Origin of the sequence: Streptomyces sp. NPDC002680, assembly GCF_042889145.1 — a bacterium.
Taxonomy (GTDB): domain Bacteria; phylum Actinomycetota; class Actinomycetes; order Streptomycetales; family Streptomycetaceae; genus Streptomyces; species Streptomyces adonidis.
The window spans coordinates 673,529-691,998 of sequence record NZ_JBIAQP010000001.1; the positions used below are offsets into that span (position 1 = coordinate 673,529).

Below are 18,470 nucleotides of genomic sequence, written 5' to 3' on the forward strand. Positions count from 1 at the left end.
GAGAAGTCGTCAGGGCCGCTGCCCTGCGGGCGACTTGGGGCCGTCAGGTCAGGTCGAGCGCGGAGATGCCCGCCTCCGCCACGACGACCTCGGTCTTGGGATCACCGCCGCCGACGGCTATGGCACCGAGCACCTGGCCGTCCTTGATCACCGGCAGCCCGCCGGGCAGGTTGACGAAGTCGGCGGCGGCCTGGCTCAGGGCTGCGGCCGGCTCGGGCGGAACGTCACCGGTCGGCCGACCGATGTACGCCGCCGTCCTCGCCTTCTTCAGCACGACGTCGTACGCCAGTTTCGGGGCGCCGTCCATCAGGGCCCAGGCCCGCAGATGACCACCGGCGTCCACGATGCCGACGCCGACCGGGGTGCCGAGTTCGCGGGCCTTCTCGACCGCGAACTTCAGCATCTTCAGTGCGCCCCGCTCGCCGAGCTGTTCGGAGGTCACGATTTCGGACATGTTGATACCTTCCCGAGGTGGGCCAAGACATCGAGTACGACTGGGAGTTGAGGAGTCACTGAGGGCGTTCGGCAGCGAGGATGTCCGTGATCCTGCCTCTGAGGACGCGCTTGTCGACCTTGGAGATGTTGGTCAAGGGAAACTCCTCGACCAGTTCGATGCGCTCGGGCCACTTGAACTTGGCGACACCGATCCCGTCGAGGTACTGCTGGACCTCGCCGAGGTCGGGGGCCTGGGCACCGAGCTTGGGAACGATGAAGGCACAGGCGCGTTCCCCGAGCCGTTCGTCGGGCATGGCGACCAGGGCCGCGCGCTCCACGGCGGGGTGCCGGACGAGCAGGTGCTCGATCTCCGCGGCGTTGACCTTCTCGCCGCCCCGGTTGATCAGGTCCTTGATGCGGTCCTCGAGCCGATAGAAACTGCGGCCGTCGTGCGGGACCTCGACGACGATGTCGCCGGTGCGGTAGAAGCCGTCGGCGGTGAAGGCTTCGGCGTTGCGCTCCGGCGCGCGGAAGTAGCCCCGGATGGTGTACGGGCCACGGGCGCACAGCTCGCCCGGGGTTCCCAGCGGTACGAGCTCCTCGGTCCCCGGTGCGTACACGCGGGCCTCGTCGAACGGGGTGACCGGAGTTCCCACTGTGCGGTGCCTGATCTCGGCGGGCGCCGCGGTGGGCGTGACCATGCACAGTCCCTCGCCCATGCCGAACATCTGGATGATCGTGCGCGACGGTGTCTCGAACGCTGCCACGATGTCGGCCGACAGGGGGCCGTTCACCCACACGAGCACGCGTAGTCCGTCCAGCGCGTCGAACAGCTCGGGGTCCTGCCTCACCATGGCCGCCAGCGCCGGAGACAGCATCGTGTGCGTGAGGTGCGGGGCGATCGCCTTCACCTGGGTGGCTTCCGGGGCGGCGAGTGCGAAGCAGCCGCCCACGGAGTGCGCGGCGTGCAGTCCGCAGACGATGCCCGCGTTGTGCACCATGGGAAGGAGATGGGCGACCGTGCCGGTGGAGTCGAGGTCGATGGCCTCGGCGTAGGTGCGCGCGTTGTACCAGTACTCGGTGTGCAGCCGGGGGATCAGTTTGGGGATGTTCGTGGTGCCGCCGGAGAGCTGGAGCACGCCCAGCGAATCGCCGGGGATGGCCTCCTGGATCTCCTCCACGGCGGCGCGGGCGACTGCGGGATCCTCGGAGCGACCCGACGACTCCAGTGTCTCCAGGGCGATGGCGCCCGCGGGCGGCGATGCCGTTCCGACGGTGAGCAGTCGGCGCAGCGTCGGCTGCTCCTTGGCCACTTCCGCCGCGAGGGCGGCCAGGTCGTGGCTGTGGAAGCCGGGCTCGATGAGGTGCGCCGCCGGTTCGGACTGGCGGGCGATCTCGAGGATCTCGTGCCGGCGGTGCTGGGCCAGGGTGGCGATGGGCACCAGCCCCGCCTTGAGCAGCCCGTACCACGCCAGCACGGTCCAGACATGGTTGGTCACCTGCAACAGCACCCGGTCGCCGGGCCGCAGTCCGAGGTCCCGCAACCCGAGGGCGATCAGGTCGGTGCGCCGGTCCAGTTCGGCATAGGTGAGGCGGGCGTCGGGCGTGAGCACCGCGAGACGGTCGGGGTGCGTGTCCGCCATCGCGCGGAACTCCTGCGCCAGCGTGCGGTCGGACCACACGCCGGCCGCGCGGTAGCGGCGTACCGCCTCTTCGGGGAAGACGACGACGTCGGGGCTGTTCGTTTCCGAAGTCGACGCTGACTCGGAGGTGGTGTTCATCGGCTCATTCGCTCCTCTGTCCAGGGAACCAGCTCGCGTACTGCCGCCGCGGTCCCGGACTCGTCGCCCTCGGCGAGTGGTCTGCCGAAGTGGTCGGCCCGGATGCGCAGATGTGTGGCATCGTCCGCCTTCAGGGCCGCCAGCGCGTCCTGGACATCGCCGGGGAACACCGAGCAGTCGCCGGTGTACTCGATGACCAGGGTGGGGATCGTCACCCCGCCCAGGGATCTGACCAGCGACGCGTTCGACGAGACGCCGGACCAGGTCGACAGCCATGCCTCCGGGGTGGTCAGCCGTCCGAAGCCGGTGACGCCGTAGTTCGACACCGACGGCCGTGCGCTGATCACCGAACCGTAGGGCCGGTCGGACGGGTCCAGGCGGAGGTCGGTGCAGCGGGGGTCGGCGTCCGTCCGGTAGGTGGTGATGATCGGCGTGAGGACACTGCGTCGCCGGTCCGCCGCGTCGCCCGAGCCGCCCTTGAACCTCTTGCGGGCCGCGAGCTGGTCGGCGACGAGTTCACGCGCCCGCTCGTCGATCCGCGCGACGCGGGCCCACTGGGCCGCTCCGTAGCGGTCGAGGAATTCGGCGGAGTAGTGCGATCCGTCGGGCGCCTCGCCGAAGCCGTTCGCCGGGTTGTACGGGTCGAGGTCGGCGTCCACCGAGAACGGGTCGTCCTCGTGCGTGACCGAGGCGTCGATCATGGAGAGGAGCAGCCGTCCCTGGCCGGGGTGCGGGGCGACGAGAACGAGCCCGTCCGGCGCCGGCATCGGCGCCTCCCCCAGCTTGACCGGCGCCCCGCCCGGAGTCCTCGTGATGCGGTCCGAGGGCGCCGTCAGTGCCTGCTCGGCATAGAAGGAGTAGAGGCCGGCGCCCCCGGAGTGGCCGATCAGCACGATGTGCTCGAAGCCGCGCTCGCGCAGGAACTCCATGCCGGCGGCGACGTCCAGCAGCGCGGTCTCGTGGATCAGCCGCAGGTCGTTGCCCACTTCGCGGCCGGCCTGGGCCCAGACGGAGTGTCCCGCCGCGAGCAGACCGGGGATGAGCGGGTGTCGCTGCAGATCCTGGCGCGGGTGCATGAGGCAGAACACCGTCCGGCTCGCCGCGGCGGGCTCGTACAGGGTGCCCCGGGACACCTCGCCGTCGTACGAGATCAGGGTGTGCAGGCTGATGGCGGTCTTGTCGGGCAGGGGCGCCGGATGCCAGTCGGTCGCCAGGGTCGCCCTGCCGCGGCCCGAGGGGACCCGGGCGGGCGCTGTGCCGGTCGTCGTGGCCTCGGTCATGCCTCCACCCTCAGTACGTCACGGTCGAACCTGGTGATCCGGCCTTCCAGGCCGCCGGCCGGCAGGGTGAACCACACGGCCAGGTGCAGCCCGGACTCCTTGCGGTCGATCTCGAACGGGCTGTCGCCGTGGATGACGACATAGCCGTCGCGCTGGACAACCGGGATTCCGGACCGGCGGGCGTACTCCACCGCGCCGCTCCACTCCGGCTGGTCGACCACGTGGATCGCGGGGCCGCCGACCGGGGAGTTGGCCTCTGCCTTCGCCCGCCAGACGTCCTGGACGGACGTGCCGCCCGACTCGATCGCCGTGGCAAGCCCGGCCATCGTCCGCCGCGCGTCGTCGGCGTCGAGCCGGGTCAGTTCCCTGAGCGGCCGGGTGAACTCGAAGAAGATCCCGTTCGGGTCGTCCACGTAGATCGACTCGATGGTCTCGTGCTCCACCGTCATGACCTTGTAGCCGGCGGCCTTGAGCTTGTCGCGGTACGCCATCAGGCTCGCCTCGTCGGGCACCTCGACGGCGATGTGGTTGGACTGCCGCAGCACCTGGTGGACGGGTTCCGGTCGCGGCCAGCCGAAGTAGTAGAAGAACGCGAGGGTGTCCCCGTTACCGATGTCGAAGAAGAAGTGGACCATGTCGGGGTTGTCGTCCTTGCCCCAGCCGACGGCCGGAACGGCGTGGACGAGCGGGAATCCCAGGAGCTCCCCGTAGAACCGGACCGTCTCGACCGGGTCCCAGCACGGGAAGGCGGTGTGGTTCGCCCCAAGAGTTCCGACCTTGTTGGCCTCACCCTTGCCGGTGGAGGCCTTCTGGAGAAGCACAGCAGTTCCCTTCACCGATTCCATGTTTTCCATCATGGCGATTTTTCTACGCGAGTGTCAATAGGTGGAGTGGGCAACGACCCCTCGCCGACCCCCCGCAGATGTGCGACCAGTTCGTCGGGCAGGGGAATGGACTCCAGCGTCTCCCCCGAGGTCCGCGCGTACACCTGGGTGAGACGCATCTGCACCGCCGGCTCCGGGGCGCCCACGAGTGCGAAGTCGCTTCGGAACGTCAGCGAGCGCTTCGACAGCTTGTCCAGCCACAGGGTGGCGTCCAGCTCGTCGTCCAGCCGGAGAGGGCTGCGATAGGAGAGCTCGGCATGCACGGCCGGCAGACCGAAGCCGTTGGCCAGCATCCACGACGTCGCGAACCCCACATCCGCCAGCCACTCGCTCGACATGCTCTCGGCCCATCTGGTGGGCGCGGCGAAGTAGATCACCTGGGCCGCGTCCGTATCCCCCATCGCGACCCGGAATCTGCGGCGCAGGAGCGGCCCGGAGCCGCTCTCCCATGGATCCGTGCTCATGATCCCTCCGTGACGTGGACGAGGTCCGTACGCCCGGCGACCACCCCGTCGACGGCGTGACGCAGATACCGGGGGCCGGCCGCGACGTCGACGAGGACGGGGAGTTCGGCCCTGATCCGTTCCCCGACGGCCAGGCGGTCGAGCAGGGCACCCTGGGAGTCCTCGCCGGTCAGCCGGATGACGGCGGCTCCCTGGCGCAGGAACTCCTGCGCCTGTTCGATCAGTTCGGTGCCGTCAGGCCCCCAGGCGTCGCCGCCGTCCACCTGGACGGTCACGGTGGTCCGGCCGGGGTTGTCGTGGAGCCGGCGCGGATACTGGTGATGCGGCGTACTGACGGGCCGCTCCAGCACCCAGTCCGTGAGCCCTGATTCGGGCACCTCGTCCGGCCCGACACCGGCGAACTCCGCCAGGGCCTGGGCCGCGAGTTCCCGGTCGGAGACCAGTACGTCGTCCAGCGACACGGCTCCCGCCCTGCTGAGGTAGGCCATGGCCATCCGGGCGGGGCTGAGGTACTGGCGCGCTTCGAACGACTCCCACCACAACTGGCTCCGCGTGGCGCGTTCCTGCAGCCGTTCGACCTGGGGATGCCGGACCTGCTCGAAACGCTCCAGGGCGGCGGCGACCGGTTCGTCCTCCAGGGACGTCAACGCGTCGGCCAGCGCTATGGCGCTCTCCATCGCGATCTTCGTCCCGGAGCCCAGCGATGGGTGTGCGGTCGCTGCGGCGTCACCGAGCAGCACGACCTTGCCATGACGCCAGCGGGTGCACCGTACGGTGTTGAACCAGCCCCATCGCGACCGGTTGCCCGAGAAGGATCCACCGCCCAGCTGTTCGGAGAACGCCCTGGACAGGTACTCCAGCGCCGCGTCGTCCGACTCGCCCTCGCTGGAGAACCGCCGGTCGCCGAACCCGGCCCGGCTCACGGTCTCGGCGGACGCCTCGATCACGAACGTGGACCGTTTCTCGCCGTACGGGTAGGCGTGGGCGACGAACAGCCCGTCCTGGGTCTTCACCGGGATGAACACCCCGCCGTCGAGCGTCGCTTCGGCTCCGCACCAGATGAACCGGCCCCGGCCCGGGCCGACTTCGGCTCCGAACTCCTCCTGGTAGCGGTTCCGGGTGGCGCTGGCGGCCCCGTCGGCTGCGATCACCAGGTCGGCGTCGTCGAGCACGTCGGTGACGTCGCACGAGTGGCTCTCCACCCGTACACCCGCGCCGGTCGCCCCCTCCAGCAGGATCCGCAGCAACCGCGCGCGACTGATCGCACCGCTGTGGAACCGGCCGAGGCTCGCATCCCCCTGCGGCAGCCGGAAACCGCTCGACGAGAACGTGTACGCCGCTTCGGTGATCTCCCGGTACAGGTCCGGATCGGCCTGTCGCAGCGCTTTGAGGAGACCCCCGGTGAGGCCGACCCCGAAACCGAACGTCTCCTCGGGAGGGTTGCGCTCATGCAGTGACACGAGCCAGTCGGGGCGCCGAAGGGCCAGTAGCCGGGCCACGAAGAGCCCTGCGGGTCCGCCCCCGAGTACGTGAACACGTCGAACTGTCATGCTCTACAAATACCCCGACTTCTACTTCTTAGTCAATCTTTTTTCATCAACGTCAAATTCGCTTGGACAGGAAACCGCCGGCCGATTGTCGGGGCAGGACAGGGCTCGGCCGGCGGTAGTTCCAAAGCAGCGCTGCTCGGGCAGCCTCAGTCGACGAGGTCGAGGGCGGCCCGTACGACGCTGTCCGTGTCGATGCCGTGATAGCGGTACACGTCGTCCAGCGCTCCGGACTGGCCGAACCGGCTCACGCCGAGCGTGGCCAACGCCACGTTGTTCACCGTGGCGAGGAAGGCCAGGGTGTGCGGGTGGCCGTCGACCAGCGTCACCAGGGGCGCGGCCCGCTCCGCCGGGAACACCTGGTCGAGGATCCAGCCGGGGGCGTCGCCCTGCCCCCGGCGAGCCTGCAGGGCGCGGAAGAGGAGGTCTGGGCTGGTCACGCAGATCACGTCGGCCGCGTGGCCGAGTCCGGCGAGGCGGTCGGCGGCGGCCAGGGCCTCGGGGACCATGGCGCCCATGACGGCGATGGTGACGGTGGGCGTCTCGGCCCGGCGGATCACATAGGCCCCGGCGACCGTCTGGCGCCGCCGACGCTCCCTGGCCGCGGGGTCGGCCGGCACGGCGGCCAGACTCTGGTCCACCGGCCGGGTGGACAGCCGTAGATACGCCGAACTGCCGTCGGGCTTGCCGAGGTTGGACAGCGACGCCAGCAGACACCACTCCGTGTCGATGCCGAACGCGGGCTCGTACGACACACATCCGGGCTGCTCGATGCCCAGCGACGGAGTGGTGATCGACTGGTGGGCGCCGCCTTCCGAGGCGAGGGTGACGCCGGAGGGGGTACCGACCAGGATGGACTGGCCGCCGGCGTAGATGCCGAACGACCAGGGTTCCAGGGCCCGGTTGACGAACGGGTCGTAGACCACCCCGATGGGCAGCAGGGGCTGTCCCCAGCGGCTCCAGGTGGCGCCCAGCTCGCCGAGCACCCCGACCAGGTTCGTCTCCGCGATTCCCAGTTCCACGTGCTGGCCGGTCGGCTTCTCCCGCCAGTGCAGGATGGTCTCGGCGTCGTCGGCGAACCAGTCGGTGCGCTCGGCCGGCGACCAGACCCCGACCTTGTTGAGCCAGCCGCCCAGGTTGGTGGACGAACTGACGTCCGGGCTGACCGTCACGATCCGGCCTGCCGCGTCCGGGGCCTTGCGGGTCAGGTCCAACAGCACGCGCCCGAGGGCCTGTTGGGTGTTGCCGACGCCTCCGGGGGCGGCTCGGCCGAGGTCGGCGGGGATCGCGGGCGGTTCCAGCGCCTCGGGGCGCGGCCTGCGCAGCCGCTCCGCCGCCTCTGCGCACAGCGCCGCCTCCGCCGTACCGTCGGCGAAGTCGTGCCAGGGGGCGTCGAGATCCTCGCCCAGGCGGGTCGCCAGCTCCGTCATCTGGTCCCCCGTCAGGAGGGAGGAGTGGTTCTGCGGATGCCCCTCGGTCGGCAGACCGTGCCCCTTGACGGTGTAGGCGAAGATCACTGTCGGCCGGGAGTCGTCGATCTCGTCGTACGCGTCCAGCAGGGCCCCGAGGTCGTGGCCGCCGAGGTTGCGGACCGCGCTGTGCAGGGTGTCGTCGTCGACCTCCGCGATCAGCCGGGCGATGGGCTCCGAACCCGACCCGGTACCGGGCAGCCGGTCGCGCAGCTGCTGCGGGGTGCAGCGCAGCAGCCGCTGGTACTCGGGGTTCTCCATGACGTCCAGGCGCAGCCGCAGTTCGTCGCCGCCGGGACGGGCGAACAGTTCCTCCAGGAGCTGGCCGTACTTGAGGGTCAGCACCTGCCAGCCGGCCGCGGTGAACATGCCGCGCACCCGCTCCGCCGCCGGGCCGGGCACCACTCGGTCCAGGGACTGCCGGTTGAGGTCGACGACCCAGACGATCTCGCCGAGACCGGTCACGGTCGGATCCTGCACGGCCTCCCAGATCGCGCCCTCGTCCAGTTCCGCGTCACCCAGCAGCGAGTACTGCCGGCCGGCTCCGGCACCGCCGAACCGCCCCTCGACGTAGCGGCGGGCAAGGGCTCCCCAGACCGGCGCGGTCGCCCCGATGCCCACCGACCCCGTCGAGTAGTCGACCGGATCGGGGTCCTTGGAGCGGCTGGGGTAGCTCTGCAGACCGCCGAAGGACCGCAGTTCGGTGAGGTACGACGGGTCCAGCTCCCCGAGCAGGTAGTTGATGGCGTGCAGCACGGGAGAGGCGTGCGGCTTGACCGACACCCGGTCGTCCCGGGTGAGTTCGTGGAACCACAGGGCCGTCATGATGGAGGTCATCGACGCGCTCGACGCCTGATGACCGCCGACCTTCAGCCCGGAGGGGTTGGGCCGCACCCGGTTCGCGTGATCGACGATCGCGGTGGCGAGCCACAGCACACGCTGCTCGACGCTGCCGAGAACCCGTAGCAGCTCCCGCCGGGAATCGTCCCGTATCTCCGGACCCGCCGAAGCGACACCAACGACCATGACTTGCCTCTCTGACTCCCCGGCGACAGGTGTGAACAGCGCCGCGGTCGGTTTTCAATGAACACGGGACACGCAGGAGGGACCGGCCGCACACGCTCCGCCGGGTGTCCGGCGGACGATCAGCTGCGGTGGGCGACCGTCATTTCGAGACCGTCGAGTTCGGCCTGGTACTCGATCTGACAGGCCAGTCGGGAGTTCTCCCGGCGCTCCGCGACCTCTTCGAGCATCTCCGCCTCGTACTCGTCCGGGTCCGGCAACCGGTCCAGCCACTCCTTCTCCACGTAGACGTGACACGTCCCGCAGGCGGCATTGCCGTTGCACAGACCGATGATCCCGATCTTCTTCGGCCGGAGCTGAAGCATGAGGGCCTTGCCCTCGGGGACGTCGAACTCATGACGGACGGCTTTGCGGTCATGAACAATGATCATTTGGCGACTCCTGGCGCGCACGCTGCGGGCAGCACAGCAAGATTTGACCATCACATATGTCAACTATCCTACGTTAGCGTCGACACTCGTCAAGGGTGACAAGGTGGTCGATCTTCGATCGTTGACATCCACGTCCAATAACCATCACACTCGTCGATGCAGCGGGTAAGGCAAATCGGGCTTGTTCCTCAACAGGGAAGAGAACGTCATGAAGCTTGTGCGCATCCATGGCGCGGGCACCGGCCTGGTGGTCGGCCCCGCGGGCGGCGAGGTCGTCGTGGACATCGCGCGCGGCCTGGATGAGCTCCGCCGCCGCGAGCGAACACTGGTGGAGACCCTGGAGCCGTACTTCCCCCAGGGCGGCGGAAGCTGGCTTCCGCTGATCGAGCGGTGGCAGGAAGTCCGCGACCACCTGCGTGTTCTGGTGGATGTCGTGGGGAGCGGACAGCACTCGCCCTCGGCCGTCCAGCCGTTGACCGGGGTGCGATTGGATCCGCCCCTGCCCGACCCGGGCGTCCGTATCTTCGCCCTCGGCGGCAACTTCCCCCTGCACGTCTCCGGGATGGACGGCGGCGGAGCCATGGAGCTCCCGGAATCGGTGCGGCAGGGGGCCGCGGGTGGCGTTCCGCCGTGGGGGTTCTACGTCATCCCCGGCACCGTCGTCGGCCAGGACGCGGTGGTCACCCCGCCGCCCGGCACCCGGAAGCTCGACTACGAGGCCGAGGTGGGCGTCGTGCTCGGCGGCGGTGAACACGAGCCCGGCAGCGACCGGATCGACGTCTGGGGCTTCACCGCCTGGAACGACTTCAGCATCAGGGACGCCGCGCTCGGCCTGTCGAAGACCGACCACGGCCCGCTGACGTGGTCGCTCACCAAGAACTTCCGCACCGGCAACAGCTGCGGTCCGTTCATGGTGGTGGACGAGCCGATCCCCGAGGACGGCCTCGGGATCATGTGCAAGGTCAACGGCGAGGTACGCCAGGACGGTTCGACCTCCGGCATGCAGTACTCCTTCGGGACCACCGCGGCCCATATCTCGGAGTACGCGCCCCTCGCCGGCGGCGACATGATCCTCTCCGGAACCCCGGGCGGCACCGCGATGGAACAGGGCCTCGACGGCCCGTACCTGAAGGACGGGGACCTCGTCGAGGTCCTGATCGAGGGTGCCGGGACGCTGCGCAACCGCGTGGCGCTTAAGGGCTGACCGAATTCCGCGGACCTGAGAAGAGACACATGCGCTGGGTCACAAGAGCCGACGTCCATCTCGACCGGGTTGCCTCACCCTGGCTCATCCTCCGTTTCATCGATCCCGAGGCCGAGTTCGTGTTCATCGACCCCGACGGGCCCTGGCCCACCGACGCCGTCTCCTTCGCCATGCCGGGCGCGGAGATCGGGATGCACGACGAGGACGGCACCACCTTCGACAAGCTCCTCGCCCGCTACGAACTGACGGACCCGGTACTGCTCGACATCGCCGACGGGGTCCGCGCCGGCGTCCACCAGATCCTGGGAGGCGATCTCGGACACCTGTCGCAGGAGTCCGTCTCACTCGGATTCGGCCTGCTCGTGCTCGCCGAGGGGATCATGCTGCGGCACCCCGACGACCAGCGGAAGCTGGAGCATTCGATGGAGATCTACGACGCCCTCTACGCCTACTTCTGGGGCCGGCACCGCGATCCCCGGACCGGAGTGGCGACGTTCTGGGACCGGATCGCCGAGCTGCGATCAGCATGGCCGGACAGAGATTGACGACTTGTCGAACAGTCCACCCTGCGAAAGGTCTTCCGATGAGCATCGTGATCGCAGGGGCCGCCGGAGCGGCGGCCGGAACCTGATCGCAGCCCTGCAGTCGCGCGACGTCGAGGTCCTCGCGCTCAGCCACAGCGACGCGGGTGAGCAACCGCTGCGGGGCCACGGGAGCGACCGTGGTCCGCGCCGACCCGGCGCAGCTGCGCGAGCCGTTCGTCGGCGCGCAGGCCGTGCATGTGATCCCCCCGTCGCTGCACCCCTTTGAGGACGTGCTGGCCGGGAACGCCGCTGGCGGCCGTGGCCGCCGGTGTGCCGCGCTTCGTCTACCACTCGGTGATGCATCCGCACACACCCGTGCTGCGCAACCACATCCGCCGACGTCTCCGCGGCCAAGGGCAAGCCTCTGACCACCCGCCGGGTACCGGTCGCCGACGGTCCGCTGCCGCCGGTCGCCGCCGCGAACCCCATGGCCGCGGCCGACATGTGTTGCCGAGCCCGTAGAACATGTACGGCGTCCCCATGTCCGAGTCGATCAGCACCTCGAACGAGACGCTGATCGAGTGGCGTCCGCCATGGTCTGCGCGCAGCCGGTCATCGTCCCCTCGCCGTGGGAGCGCGGGGAGACAGGGAAGACGGCGGGCCCGAGGGCCCTCCCGCAGGCGGGCCGTGGCTCTGCCTGCGGATCGGGCCGCCGCCGTCGGTGGCGTGGACCGCCCAGGGCGATCAGCGACTGTCCCGCGAACACGGCCGGCGGCGGTGCGCGAGACGGGTTTCACTGTTCGGCGGTACGGGCGTACCGGCCGCGATGGAAGAGCAGTGGACGCGAGTCCGAGACGGCGTCGAGGGCGTGGACCCTGCCGACGACGATCGAGTGGTCCCCGCCGTCGTACTCGGCGTGGAGGCTGCAGTCGAGCCACGCCAACGCGTCCGGGAGCAGCGGGGATCCGTTCGGCGAGGAGCCGAACTCGGTGTCGGTGAACTTGTCGCCGCCGGACACGGCGAACTTGTCGCTGAGCGTCTCGTGGTGATCCGCGAGGATGTTGACGCAGAAACGTCCGCTGTTCCTGATCCGCGGCCAGGTGGTCGACGACTTCGACGGGCAGAGGACGACCAGCGGCGGATCCAGGGACAGGGACGAGAAGGACTGACAGGTGAATCCCGTGGGTGCGTCGCCGGTCATCGACGTCACGACGGTCAGGCCGGTGCAGAACTGGCCGAGGACATTGCGGAACTTCCTCGGATCTATGTCTCCGCCCATGTGCGGAACGGTGTTCGCCAGTGACATGCGGTCCTCGTGCAAGTAAGGGTGCAAGCGCTGTTGATCATGCATCCCGGCCTACTGTCTCCGGCCAGGAGGCACCGCCTGCGACCAGGCGTCGGGCCTTGTTGAACTGCCGGGGGTTGCCTCCGAATCCCACCGCGCCCACGACCGTGTCGCCGTTTCCGAGCACAGCCAGATAGCTCTCTTCCTCCGGGCCCCCGTCGAGGAAGTGGACATGCTCCGCGCGGGCCGTTCCGGCGAGTTGAATACGCCGGCCGAACTGGTCGGACCACACGTAGGGCACCCCGGTGTACGCCTCTGCGGCTCCTGGGTCGAGCAGGTTCAGCGCCGCCCGTCTCGCCTGTTCCCGGGCATTGGTCCAGTGCTCGACCCGGATGGTCTCGTCGGTTCCCGGGCGCGGCCACCGGGCCGCGTCCCCGACGGCGTACACACCCGCGGCGGAGGTCCGCAGTGTGGCGTCGGTGACGACGCCGTCGTCGACGGTCAGCCCCGAGTCGGCCAGCCAGCCGGTCGCCGGGACCGCGCCGATCCCGACGACCACGAGATCCGCGTCCAGCACGGTGCCGTCCGTCAGTTCGACCTTGTCGACCCGGTCGGTGCCCAGGAGCCTGGCCACCCCGACCCCGCAGGTCACCCGTACGCCGTTGGCGCGGTGGAGGCGGACGACGGGTTCTGCCAGGTCCGGGCGCACCGCCCGCTGGAGTGCGGAGGGCGCGGCTTCGACGAGGGTGACGTCCAGGCCGAAGTGACGTGCGGCCGCGGCGATCTCGCAGCCGATGAAGCCGGCTCCGACCACCACCACGGACGGACTGCCCGTGCTCATGGCCTCCTTGATGCGCCGGGCGTCGTCGAGCGTGCGCAGGGTGTGCACTCCGTCGAGGTCGAACCAGCCTCGCGGGCGTACGGCCTGGGATCCGGTGGCGATGATCAGCCCGTCGTAGGGAAGAGTCGACGTGCCCACGTGCAGCTTGCGCGACGTCACGTCGAGGGACTGCGCGGGGGTCCCCAGACGCAGGTCCACCTGGAGGTCCGCGAGTTCCTCCTCGCTGATGAGGCGGACCTCGTCCTCGTCCATCTCGCCGATGAGGAGTTCCTTCGACAACGGCGTCGGGTTGTAGGGGAGTTCCGGGTCGGCGCCGACGAGGGTCAGCCGACCGTCGTAGCCGGCGGCGCGCAGTGTCTCCAGCGCCTGCACGCCGCCGACGCTGCCGCCGACCACGACGATGTTGCTCAGCATGTCCGCGCTGCCCTCAGCTCTTGCCGGACTGGGCGCGCTTCGCGGTGAGCTCAGCCACGAACTCGTTGTCGAGGACGTGTTCCATGAGTTCGGGGTCGATGTCGTCCGCTCCGGTCATGTCACGGTGGGGGTCGTTGAAGGCGATGGAGTATCCGTCGTTGCTGTCGGGGCCGCCGGCTTCCGCGAGGATCTCCCACCAGTTGCCGTCCATGTCCTGGAAGTAGAACGAGTACGCGCCGTGCTGATCCTGGGGCTTGGAGATGCGCCCCAGGGCGTACTCGTCCTTGACGCTCAGCAGCTTCTGGTAGGCGTCGTTGACGGCGTCGTTGGTGCGTACGTCCAGGCCGTTGTGGTCCACGAGGCGCATGGGACTCTTCTGTCCGTCCTCGATGACGACGTAGGAGTGCGCGCTGCCCAGCCGGATCATCAGGCCCACCGGAGCGTGCTGAATCACTTCCAGGCCCAGGACCTCCTCGTAGAAGCGGCGGGACTCCTGGATGTTGACGACCGACAGTGTGCCGTGGGAAATCATCTTGATGTCGAGCAGTGGGGTCTTCGTGCGGTAGCTCTTGGTGATCTTCGGCTCGATCTCCGCCATTGTCTTCACTCCCTTGTGAATGTGGTGCGGTGTGCTTGGTGCTACGAACCGGTCAGCTGCGGGGCGCGACCGTCATTTCGAGTCCGTCGAGTTCGGGGCCGTACTCGATCTGGCAGGAGAGCCGGGAGTTCTCCCGGCGCTCGGCGACCTCTTCGAGCATCTCCGCCTCGTACTCGTCCGGGTCCGGCAACCGGTCCAGCCACTCCTTCTCCACGTAGACATGGCATGTCCCGCAGGCGGCGTTGCCGTTGCACAGACCGATGATCCCGACCTTCAGCGTCCTGAGCTGGAGCAGAAGGGCCTTCTTGTCGTGGGGTTCGAGATCATGACGGACGTCATTGCGGTCATGAACAATGATCATTTGGCGGCTCCTCGGGCGGCGGGCGTGCTCCACATCCAGATTGCCGTCACGCCCGTCAACTATCTTACGTAGACGTTGAGAGCCGTCAAGATGGTGGACCCGAATTGAGTTCGGACGCCTCTCCGCTGGCCATGCCCCGCGCGGCGCAGGGCCAGCCCTCCCCAGACAGGGACCGTTGATCCATGGATAAACCTTCCTCTCCCGCTCTCGCGGAGGCGCTCCTACGGTCGAGAGTGCGGGCGCTCACCGGCCCGCCATAGCGAAGGAGAGACCCCCCATGAAGATGACCGGCAACACGATCCTGATCACCGGCGGCACCTCGGGCATCGGCCGCGGACTCGCCGTGCGCCTGCACGAGGAGGGCAACAAGGTGATCGTCGCCGGTCGGCGCAAGGAACTCCTCGACGAGATCGTGGCCGAGCACCCGGGCATCGACGGACTCGTCCTCGACGTCGCCGACCCCGACTCGATCGCCCAGGCCCGTGAGACCGTGGCGGCGACTTACCCCGAGCTGAACGTCCTGGTCAACAACGCCGGCATCATGCTGCGGGAGAACATCCTCGACCCGGCCGACCTTCAGATCGCCGAGGACCACATCACGGTCAACCTGCTCGGCTCGATCCGGGTGACGTACGCCTTCCTCCCCCTCCTGGTCGGCAAGGACGGCGCGGCCATCTTGAACGTCACCTCCGCGCTGGCCTTCGTCCCGCTGCCGATCACCCCCACCTACAACGCCACCAAGGCCGCCCTGCGCTCCTTCTCCGAGAGCCTGCGCGTCCAGCTCGACGGAGCCGGCGCCGGCGTCCAGGTCATCGAGTCGGCCCCGCCCGGCGTGCGCACGACCCTGCTCGGCCAGCAGGACTCCCCGAACGCCATGCCGCTGGACGAGTTCCTCGACGAGACCCTCGGCCTGCTGCGCGAGCAGCCCGACGCCAAGGAACTCGTCGTCGAGCGCGCCAAGTTCGTCCGTTACGCGGAGGCCAACGGCGCGTACGACCAGGCTCTCGCCATGCTCAGTGGCGTCTGATCCTGTTCATGAAGCACAGAGGGCGCAGAGGGCACAGAGGGGGAGCGGCGACGTGAAGCCCACGAACGAGGACACCGTCGAAATAGCCCGGGTGCTGGCCCTGTGGGGTCACATCATGGACGACCACGAGCTGGACCGCCTCGGCGAGGTTCTCACCGAGGACGCGGTGTGGGACGCAAGGGCCTTCGGCCTCGAACCGGCCGTCGGACTGGAAGCGGTCACCGCCGTCCTGGGTGCCGAGGGGCACGCGCGAGCCCATCACACGACGAACATCGTCGTGTCGGAGGGCCCGGGCGACGAGGCGCGTGTCCTGTCCAAGGGCCTGGGCGTCGTGGACGGCGGCACCGTCATCAGCGCCGTGTACACGGACGAGCTCCGGCACACCGCCGACGGCTGGCGCATTTCCAAGCGGGCCATACGCCTGAGCGACTGATCATCAGGGTGGTCTGCTGCCGCCCCGATCCGGGGCCCTGGCTCCTTCCGCGCGCAGGCCAACGGCACGTACGACGATGGCCTTGGCCAGCGCACGCCGCCCCACCAGCGCTGCTGACCGCGCAGCGCTGGTGGGGCGGCGCCGTCCGCAGCCCATGCCTGGAGCACAGCGGGATGCGGGCGACGGGGGCTTACGCCCCGGCCCTGGCCTCCATGACCTGCCCCGGGTCCGACAGGCCGACCCGATGAGCGGGCGTCAGGAGCGGTACGGTCGCCCGCCGCACCTGCTCGAACGTCACGCCGGGCGCGAGTTCGCGCAGGACGAGACCGTCGTCGGTGACGTCGATGACGGCCAGGTCGGCGATGATCCGGTCGACGACCGCGCGGCCGGTCAACGGCAACGAGCACTCCTGGACGATCTTGGGGTCGCCGTCCCGGGTGGTGTGGAGTTCGACACCCTGGACCCCGCGACCGGGCAACCGCACGCGCGCTGCTCCGAGGCGGCCGGCGCCGATGCCGACGCGGGGTGGCCGGCGCCGATGCCGACGCGGGGTGGCCGCCGCGCGTTCGGCCCTGCACAGCCCGGAGTGGGCCGGCCTCACACCGGCCCAGCGCGCCCGCGTCCTGTGGCGGATCGGCGGACGCGGCGCCATCGACCTCTCCACGGAGACCAAGAGCGTCTGGGTCTCGCTCGCCTGAGCCGCTCCGCCGCGCTCCGTCCGCTCCGCATCCGCTCGTCGTATCGACCAGGACTCCACCCCCACCGTGCTCGGCCGCCCTTCGGCAGCCGAGCACGGTGCTCGTCGACGCAGAGACACCGCCCCGCGAGACGCCGACACGATGCCCGCTCCCGGCAGTCACTACGGAGCGGGGGCGATCAGCCCCTTCGCGAAGTCGAGCTGTTCCCTGTGGAAGGCCGCGCCGGCGTAGTGGTGATCGATGTTGTGCCCACCGCCCAGGATGCGCCGGGCAGTGACCGAGGGTGCGGCGGTGAAGGCCTTCCCGAAGGCGGCGACCGATTCGTCGCTGCTGGGCCAGAACCCATCATGCTCAGCCAGCCCGTAATGGACGGGCACCTCGACCCTCGCGGCGACCCCCGCGAAATCCGCGCACCAGTCGCCCGCCACCTCCACCAGCTCCGCCAGCGGAACAGGTGATTCGGCGTGCTTCGCGATGTCGAGCACACCCGGGTCGTACGTGCCCTCAGGCCCGTACATGAATCGCAGGAGGTGCTCACGGCTGAACTCGATCCTGGTGGCCGGCGGCTGGGACCTCAACCCGTCGTTCGACCGCTGCGTCTCATGGTGGATCCCGCTGACGGAGACACCGAGGAGCGGCCAGGCAGGGTCACCGGCCGCCACATGCAGCGCGACCGCCCCGCCGATCGAGTGTCCGACGAGGACGATCCCGGGGATGTCCGGGAGTCCCCGGTGCCAGAGTTCGGCGATGGCCCCCTGGAGCACCTGGGCATTCCGGCAGAACGAGATCTCCCCCGTCAGGGCGGTGCTGCCGCCATAGCCCGGCCGGTCGAGGGCCACCAGGGGAAATCCCTCACGCCGCGCGGCGTCGAACAGCGAATACCCGGCCACGTCGAAGTACGACGCGTTGTAACCGCCCCCGGGAAGACAGACCAGCAATGGCATTCCAGGACGGCGACCCGGTTCCTCCATGCCAGTGATCCGGGTGTCCCCCAGGTCGAGTGTGATGTTGTGCGCGGGCATTCTATTCGCCGTTCTCCAGGAGGAAATTACGCAGAATCTCCTTGTATTCCTTTGGGAAAGTCCGGTGAACCATGTGCCCGGCACCCTCGATCGTCTCCAGGCGGCCCGCGGGGAGGAGCCGGGCAGCCTCGGCCAGCCCTTCCTGGGGCGTGTAGCTGGTGGACCCTCCGCCGATGACGAGCGTCGGAGCGGTGATCTTGGACAGGTCGTTCCACCAGGACGGATCAGGGTTGTGGATCTGCTGTACGAGTGAGGTGGCCGCGACGAAGTCGATGGACACCCCACCAGGAACCTCCCCGGAGCCCTCCGGGAAGTCCACGTCGATGGGAGCGGTGTCCTCCCAGACCATCCGCTCGATCCGCTCGGGCCACTTCTCCGCGAAAACACATCCGACCCGTGCGCCCATCGAATGCCCGATCAGCGTGAAGCGGTCCACGGAAAGCGCATCGGTGAACGCTTCGAGATCGCCGCACCCCAGCTCGAAGGAGTATTCGCCCGGCCATGCACTTTCGCCGTGTCCGCGCTGTGTGAGGGCCAGGACGCGATAATGCCCGGCGAGGAAATCGGCGATCTCGTCCCAGTCCCGCGCGTCATACATGAGACCGTGCAGCAGAACTACCGGCGGCGCATCCCGATCACCCGCCTCGCGATAATGGAAATTCATTTTCGAAAGCTCAATGGTGTGATCGCTGAAAATGGTCATTCTTGTTGATCCGTTCGCCGGAGGGAGAGGGGGTTCGCCCCCGTGC

The 18,470-nt window shown here is 69.0% G+C and carries 20 protein-coding genes; 5 read left to right on the forward strand and 15 right to left on the reverse strand.

The features are described from left to right. Positions 1-43: 43 nt before the first annotated feature. The 8 genes from ACFYXF_RS02940 to ACFYXF_RS02975 all read right to left on the reverse strand — a co-directional run bounded on the left by ACFYXF_RS02940 (position 44) and on the right by ACFYXF_RS02975 (position 9,314). Positions 44-454, reverse strand: coding sequence for a heme-binding protein (locus ACFYXF_RS02940; RefSeq protein WP_389347482.1), 411 nt, complete (start codon positions 452-454; stop codon positions 44-46). 55 nt (positions 455-509) lie between these two features. Further along, positions 510-2,216 (reverse strand): AMP-binding protein, encoded by a 1,707-nt coding sequence (locus ACFYXF_RS02945; RefSeq protein ID WP_389347484.1) that lies wholly within the window; start codon positions 2,214-2,216, stop codon positions 510-512. After that, entirely contained in the window at positions 2,213-3,496 is a 1,284-nt protein-coding gene (locus ACFYXF_RS02950; RefSeq protein WP_389347486.1) for a hypothetical protein, read from the reverse strand. Before ACFYXF_RS02950 ends, ACFYXF_RS02945 begins: the two co-directional genes overlap by 4 nt. Next, on the reverse strand, positions 3,493-4,341 hold the full coding sequence (locus ACFYXF_RS02955) for a VOC family protein (protein ID WP_389347488.1): 849 nt from the start codon (positions 4,339-4,341) through the stop codon (positions 3,493-3,495). The genes ACFYXF_RS02950 and ACFYXF_RS02955 overlap by 4 nt, the downstream gene beginning before the upstream one ends. Before the next feature lie 8 nt (positions 4,342-4,349). Beyond that, positions 4,350-4,844, reverse strand: coding sequence for an acyl-CoA thioesterase (locus tag ACFYXF_RS02960; RefSeq protein ID WP_389347490.1), 495 nt, complete (start codon positions 4,842-4,844; stop codon positions 4,350-4,352). Further along, entirely contained in the window at positions 4,841-6,394 is a 1,554-nt protein-coding gene (locus ACFYXF_RS02965) for an FAD-dependent monooxygenase (protein ID WP_389347492.1), read from the reverse strand. Before ACFYXF_RS02965 ends, ACFYXF_RS02960 begins: the two co-directional genes overlap by 4 nt. A 146-nt stretch (positions 6,395-6,540) precedes the next feature. Then, positions 6,541-8,886, reverse strand: coding sequence for a pyruvate dehydrogenase (locus ACFYXF_RS02970; RefSeq protein WP_389347494.1), 2,346 nt, complete (start codon positions 8,884-8,886; stop codon positions 6,541-6,543). Between the two features lie 119 nt (positions 8,887-9,005). Beyond that, entirely contained in the window at positions 9,006-9,314 is a 309-nt protein-coding gene (locus ACFYXF_RS02975; protein WP_389347496.1) for a 2Fe-2S iron-sulfur cluster-binding protein, read from the reverse strand. Between the two features lie 208 nt (positions 9,315-9,522). Between ACFYXF_RS02975 and ACFYXF_RS02980 the strand changes: the two genes are divergently transcribed. Both ACFYXF_RS02980 and ACFYXF_RS02985 read left to right on the forward strand, forming a co-directional pair. Further along, positions 9,523-10,518, forward strand: a complete 996-nt coding sequence (locus tag ACFYXF_RS02980) for a fumarylacetoacetate hydrolase family protein (protein WP_389347498.1) — start codon at positions 9,523-9,525, stop codon at positions 10,516-10,518. Between the two features lie 29 nt (positions 10,519-10,547). Continuing rightward, positions 10,548-11,063, forward strand: coding sequence for a chromate resistance protein ChrB domain-containing protein (locus ACFYXF_RS02985; protein WP_389347500.1), 516 nt, complete (start codon positions 10,548-10,550; stop codon positions 11,061-11,063). Between the two features lie 772 nt (positions 11,064-11,835). Here the strand turns inward: ACFYXF_RS02985 and ACFYXF_RS02990 are convergent. The 4 genes from ACFYXF_RS02990 to ACFYXF_RS03005 form a co-directional block, all read right to left on the reverse strand. Next, positions 11,836-12,321, reverse strand: coding sequence for a flavin reductase family protein (locus ACFYXF_RS02990; protein WP_389347502.1), 486 nt, complete (start codon positions 12,319-12,321; stop codon positions 11,836-11,838). A gap of 64 nt (positions 12,322-12,385) precedes the next feature. Beyond that, entirely contained in the window at positions 12,386-13,582 is a 1,197-nt protein-coding gene (locus ACFYXF_RS02995) for an NAD(P)/FAD-dependent oxidoreductase (protein WP_389347504.1), read from the reverse strand. A gap of 13 nt (positions 13,583-13,595) precedes the next feature. Further along, positions 13,596-14,180, reverse strand: coding sequence for a VOC family protein (locus tag ACFYXF_RS03000; RefSeq protein ID WP_389347506.1), 585 nt, complete (start codon positions 14,178-14,180; stop codon positions 13,596-13,598). Between the two features lie 52 nt (positions 14,181-14,232). Then, a complete protein-coding gene (locus ACFYXF_RS03005; protein ID WP_389347508.1) occupies positions 14,233-14,541 on the reverse strand; it encodes a 2Fe-2S iron-sulfur cluster-binding protein in 309 nt (102 codons plus the stop codon). A gap of 277 nt (positions 14,542-14,818) precedes the next feature. Here ACFYXF_RS03005 and ACFYXF_RS03010 point away from each other — a divergent pair, with 277 nt between their 5' ends. Continuing rightward, complete coding sequence (locus ACFYXF_RS03010) at positions 14,819-15,568, forward strand: SDR family oxidoreductase (protein ID WP_389347510.1); 750 nt, start codon at positions 14,819-14,821, stop codon at positions 15,566-15,568. Between the two features lie 52 nt (positions 15,569-15,620). Beyond that, positions 15,621-16,001, forward strand: coding sequence for a nuclear transport factor 2 family protein (locus ACFYXF_RS03015; protein WP_389347512.1), 381 nt, complete (start codon positions 15,621-15,623; stop codon positions 15,999-16,001). A 190-nt stretch (positions 16,002-16,191) separates the two neighbouring features. Here the strand turns inward: ACFYXF_RS03015 and ACFYXF_RS03020 are convergent, their stop codons facing one another. Beyond that, positions 16,192-16,485 carry a CoA-transferase gene (locus ACFYXF_RS03020; RefSeq protein ID WP_389347514.1) on the reverse strand — a complete coding sequence of 98 codons (294 nt, stop codon included), beginning with the start codon at positions 16,483-16,485 and terminating at the stop codon, positions 16,192-16,194. A gap of 28 nt (positions 16,486-16,513) precedes the next feature. Between ACFYXF_RS03020 and ACFYXF_RS03025 the strand changes: the two genes are divergently transcribed. Beyond that, entirely contained in the window at positions 16,514-16,699 is a 186-nt protein-coding gene (locus ACFYXF_RS03025; RefSeq protein WP_389347516.1) for a hypothetical protein, read from the forward strand. 161 nt (positions 16,700-16,860) lie between these two features. Here the strand turns inward: ACFYXF_RS03025 and ACFYXF_RS03030 are convergent, their stop codons facing one another. Both ACFYXF_RS03030 and ACFYXF_RS03035 read right to left on the reverse strand, forming a co-directional pair. Further along, positions 16,861-17,721, reverse strand: coding sequence for an alpha/beta hydrolase (locus tag ACFYXF_RS03030; RefSeq protein WP_389347518.1), 861 nt, complete (start codon positions 17,719-17,721; stop codon positions 16,861-16,863). Position 17,722: 1 nt separating this feature from the next. After that, positions 17,723-18,424, reverse strand: coding sequence for an alpha/beta fold hydrolase (locus tag ACFYXF_RS03035; protein ID WP_389347520.1), 702 nt, complete (start codon positions 18,422-18,424; stop codon positions 17,723-17,725). Positions 18,425-18,470: the final 46 nt, after the last annotated feature.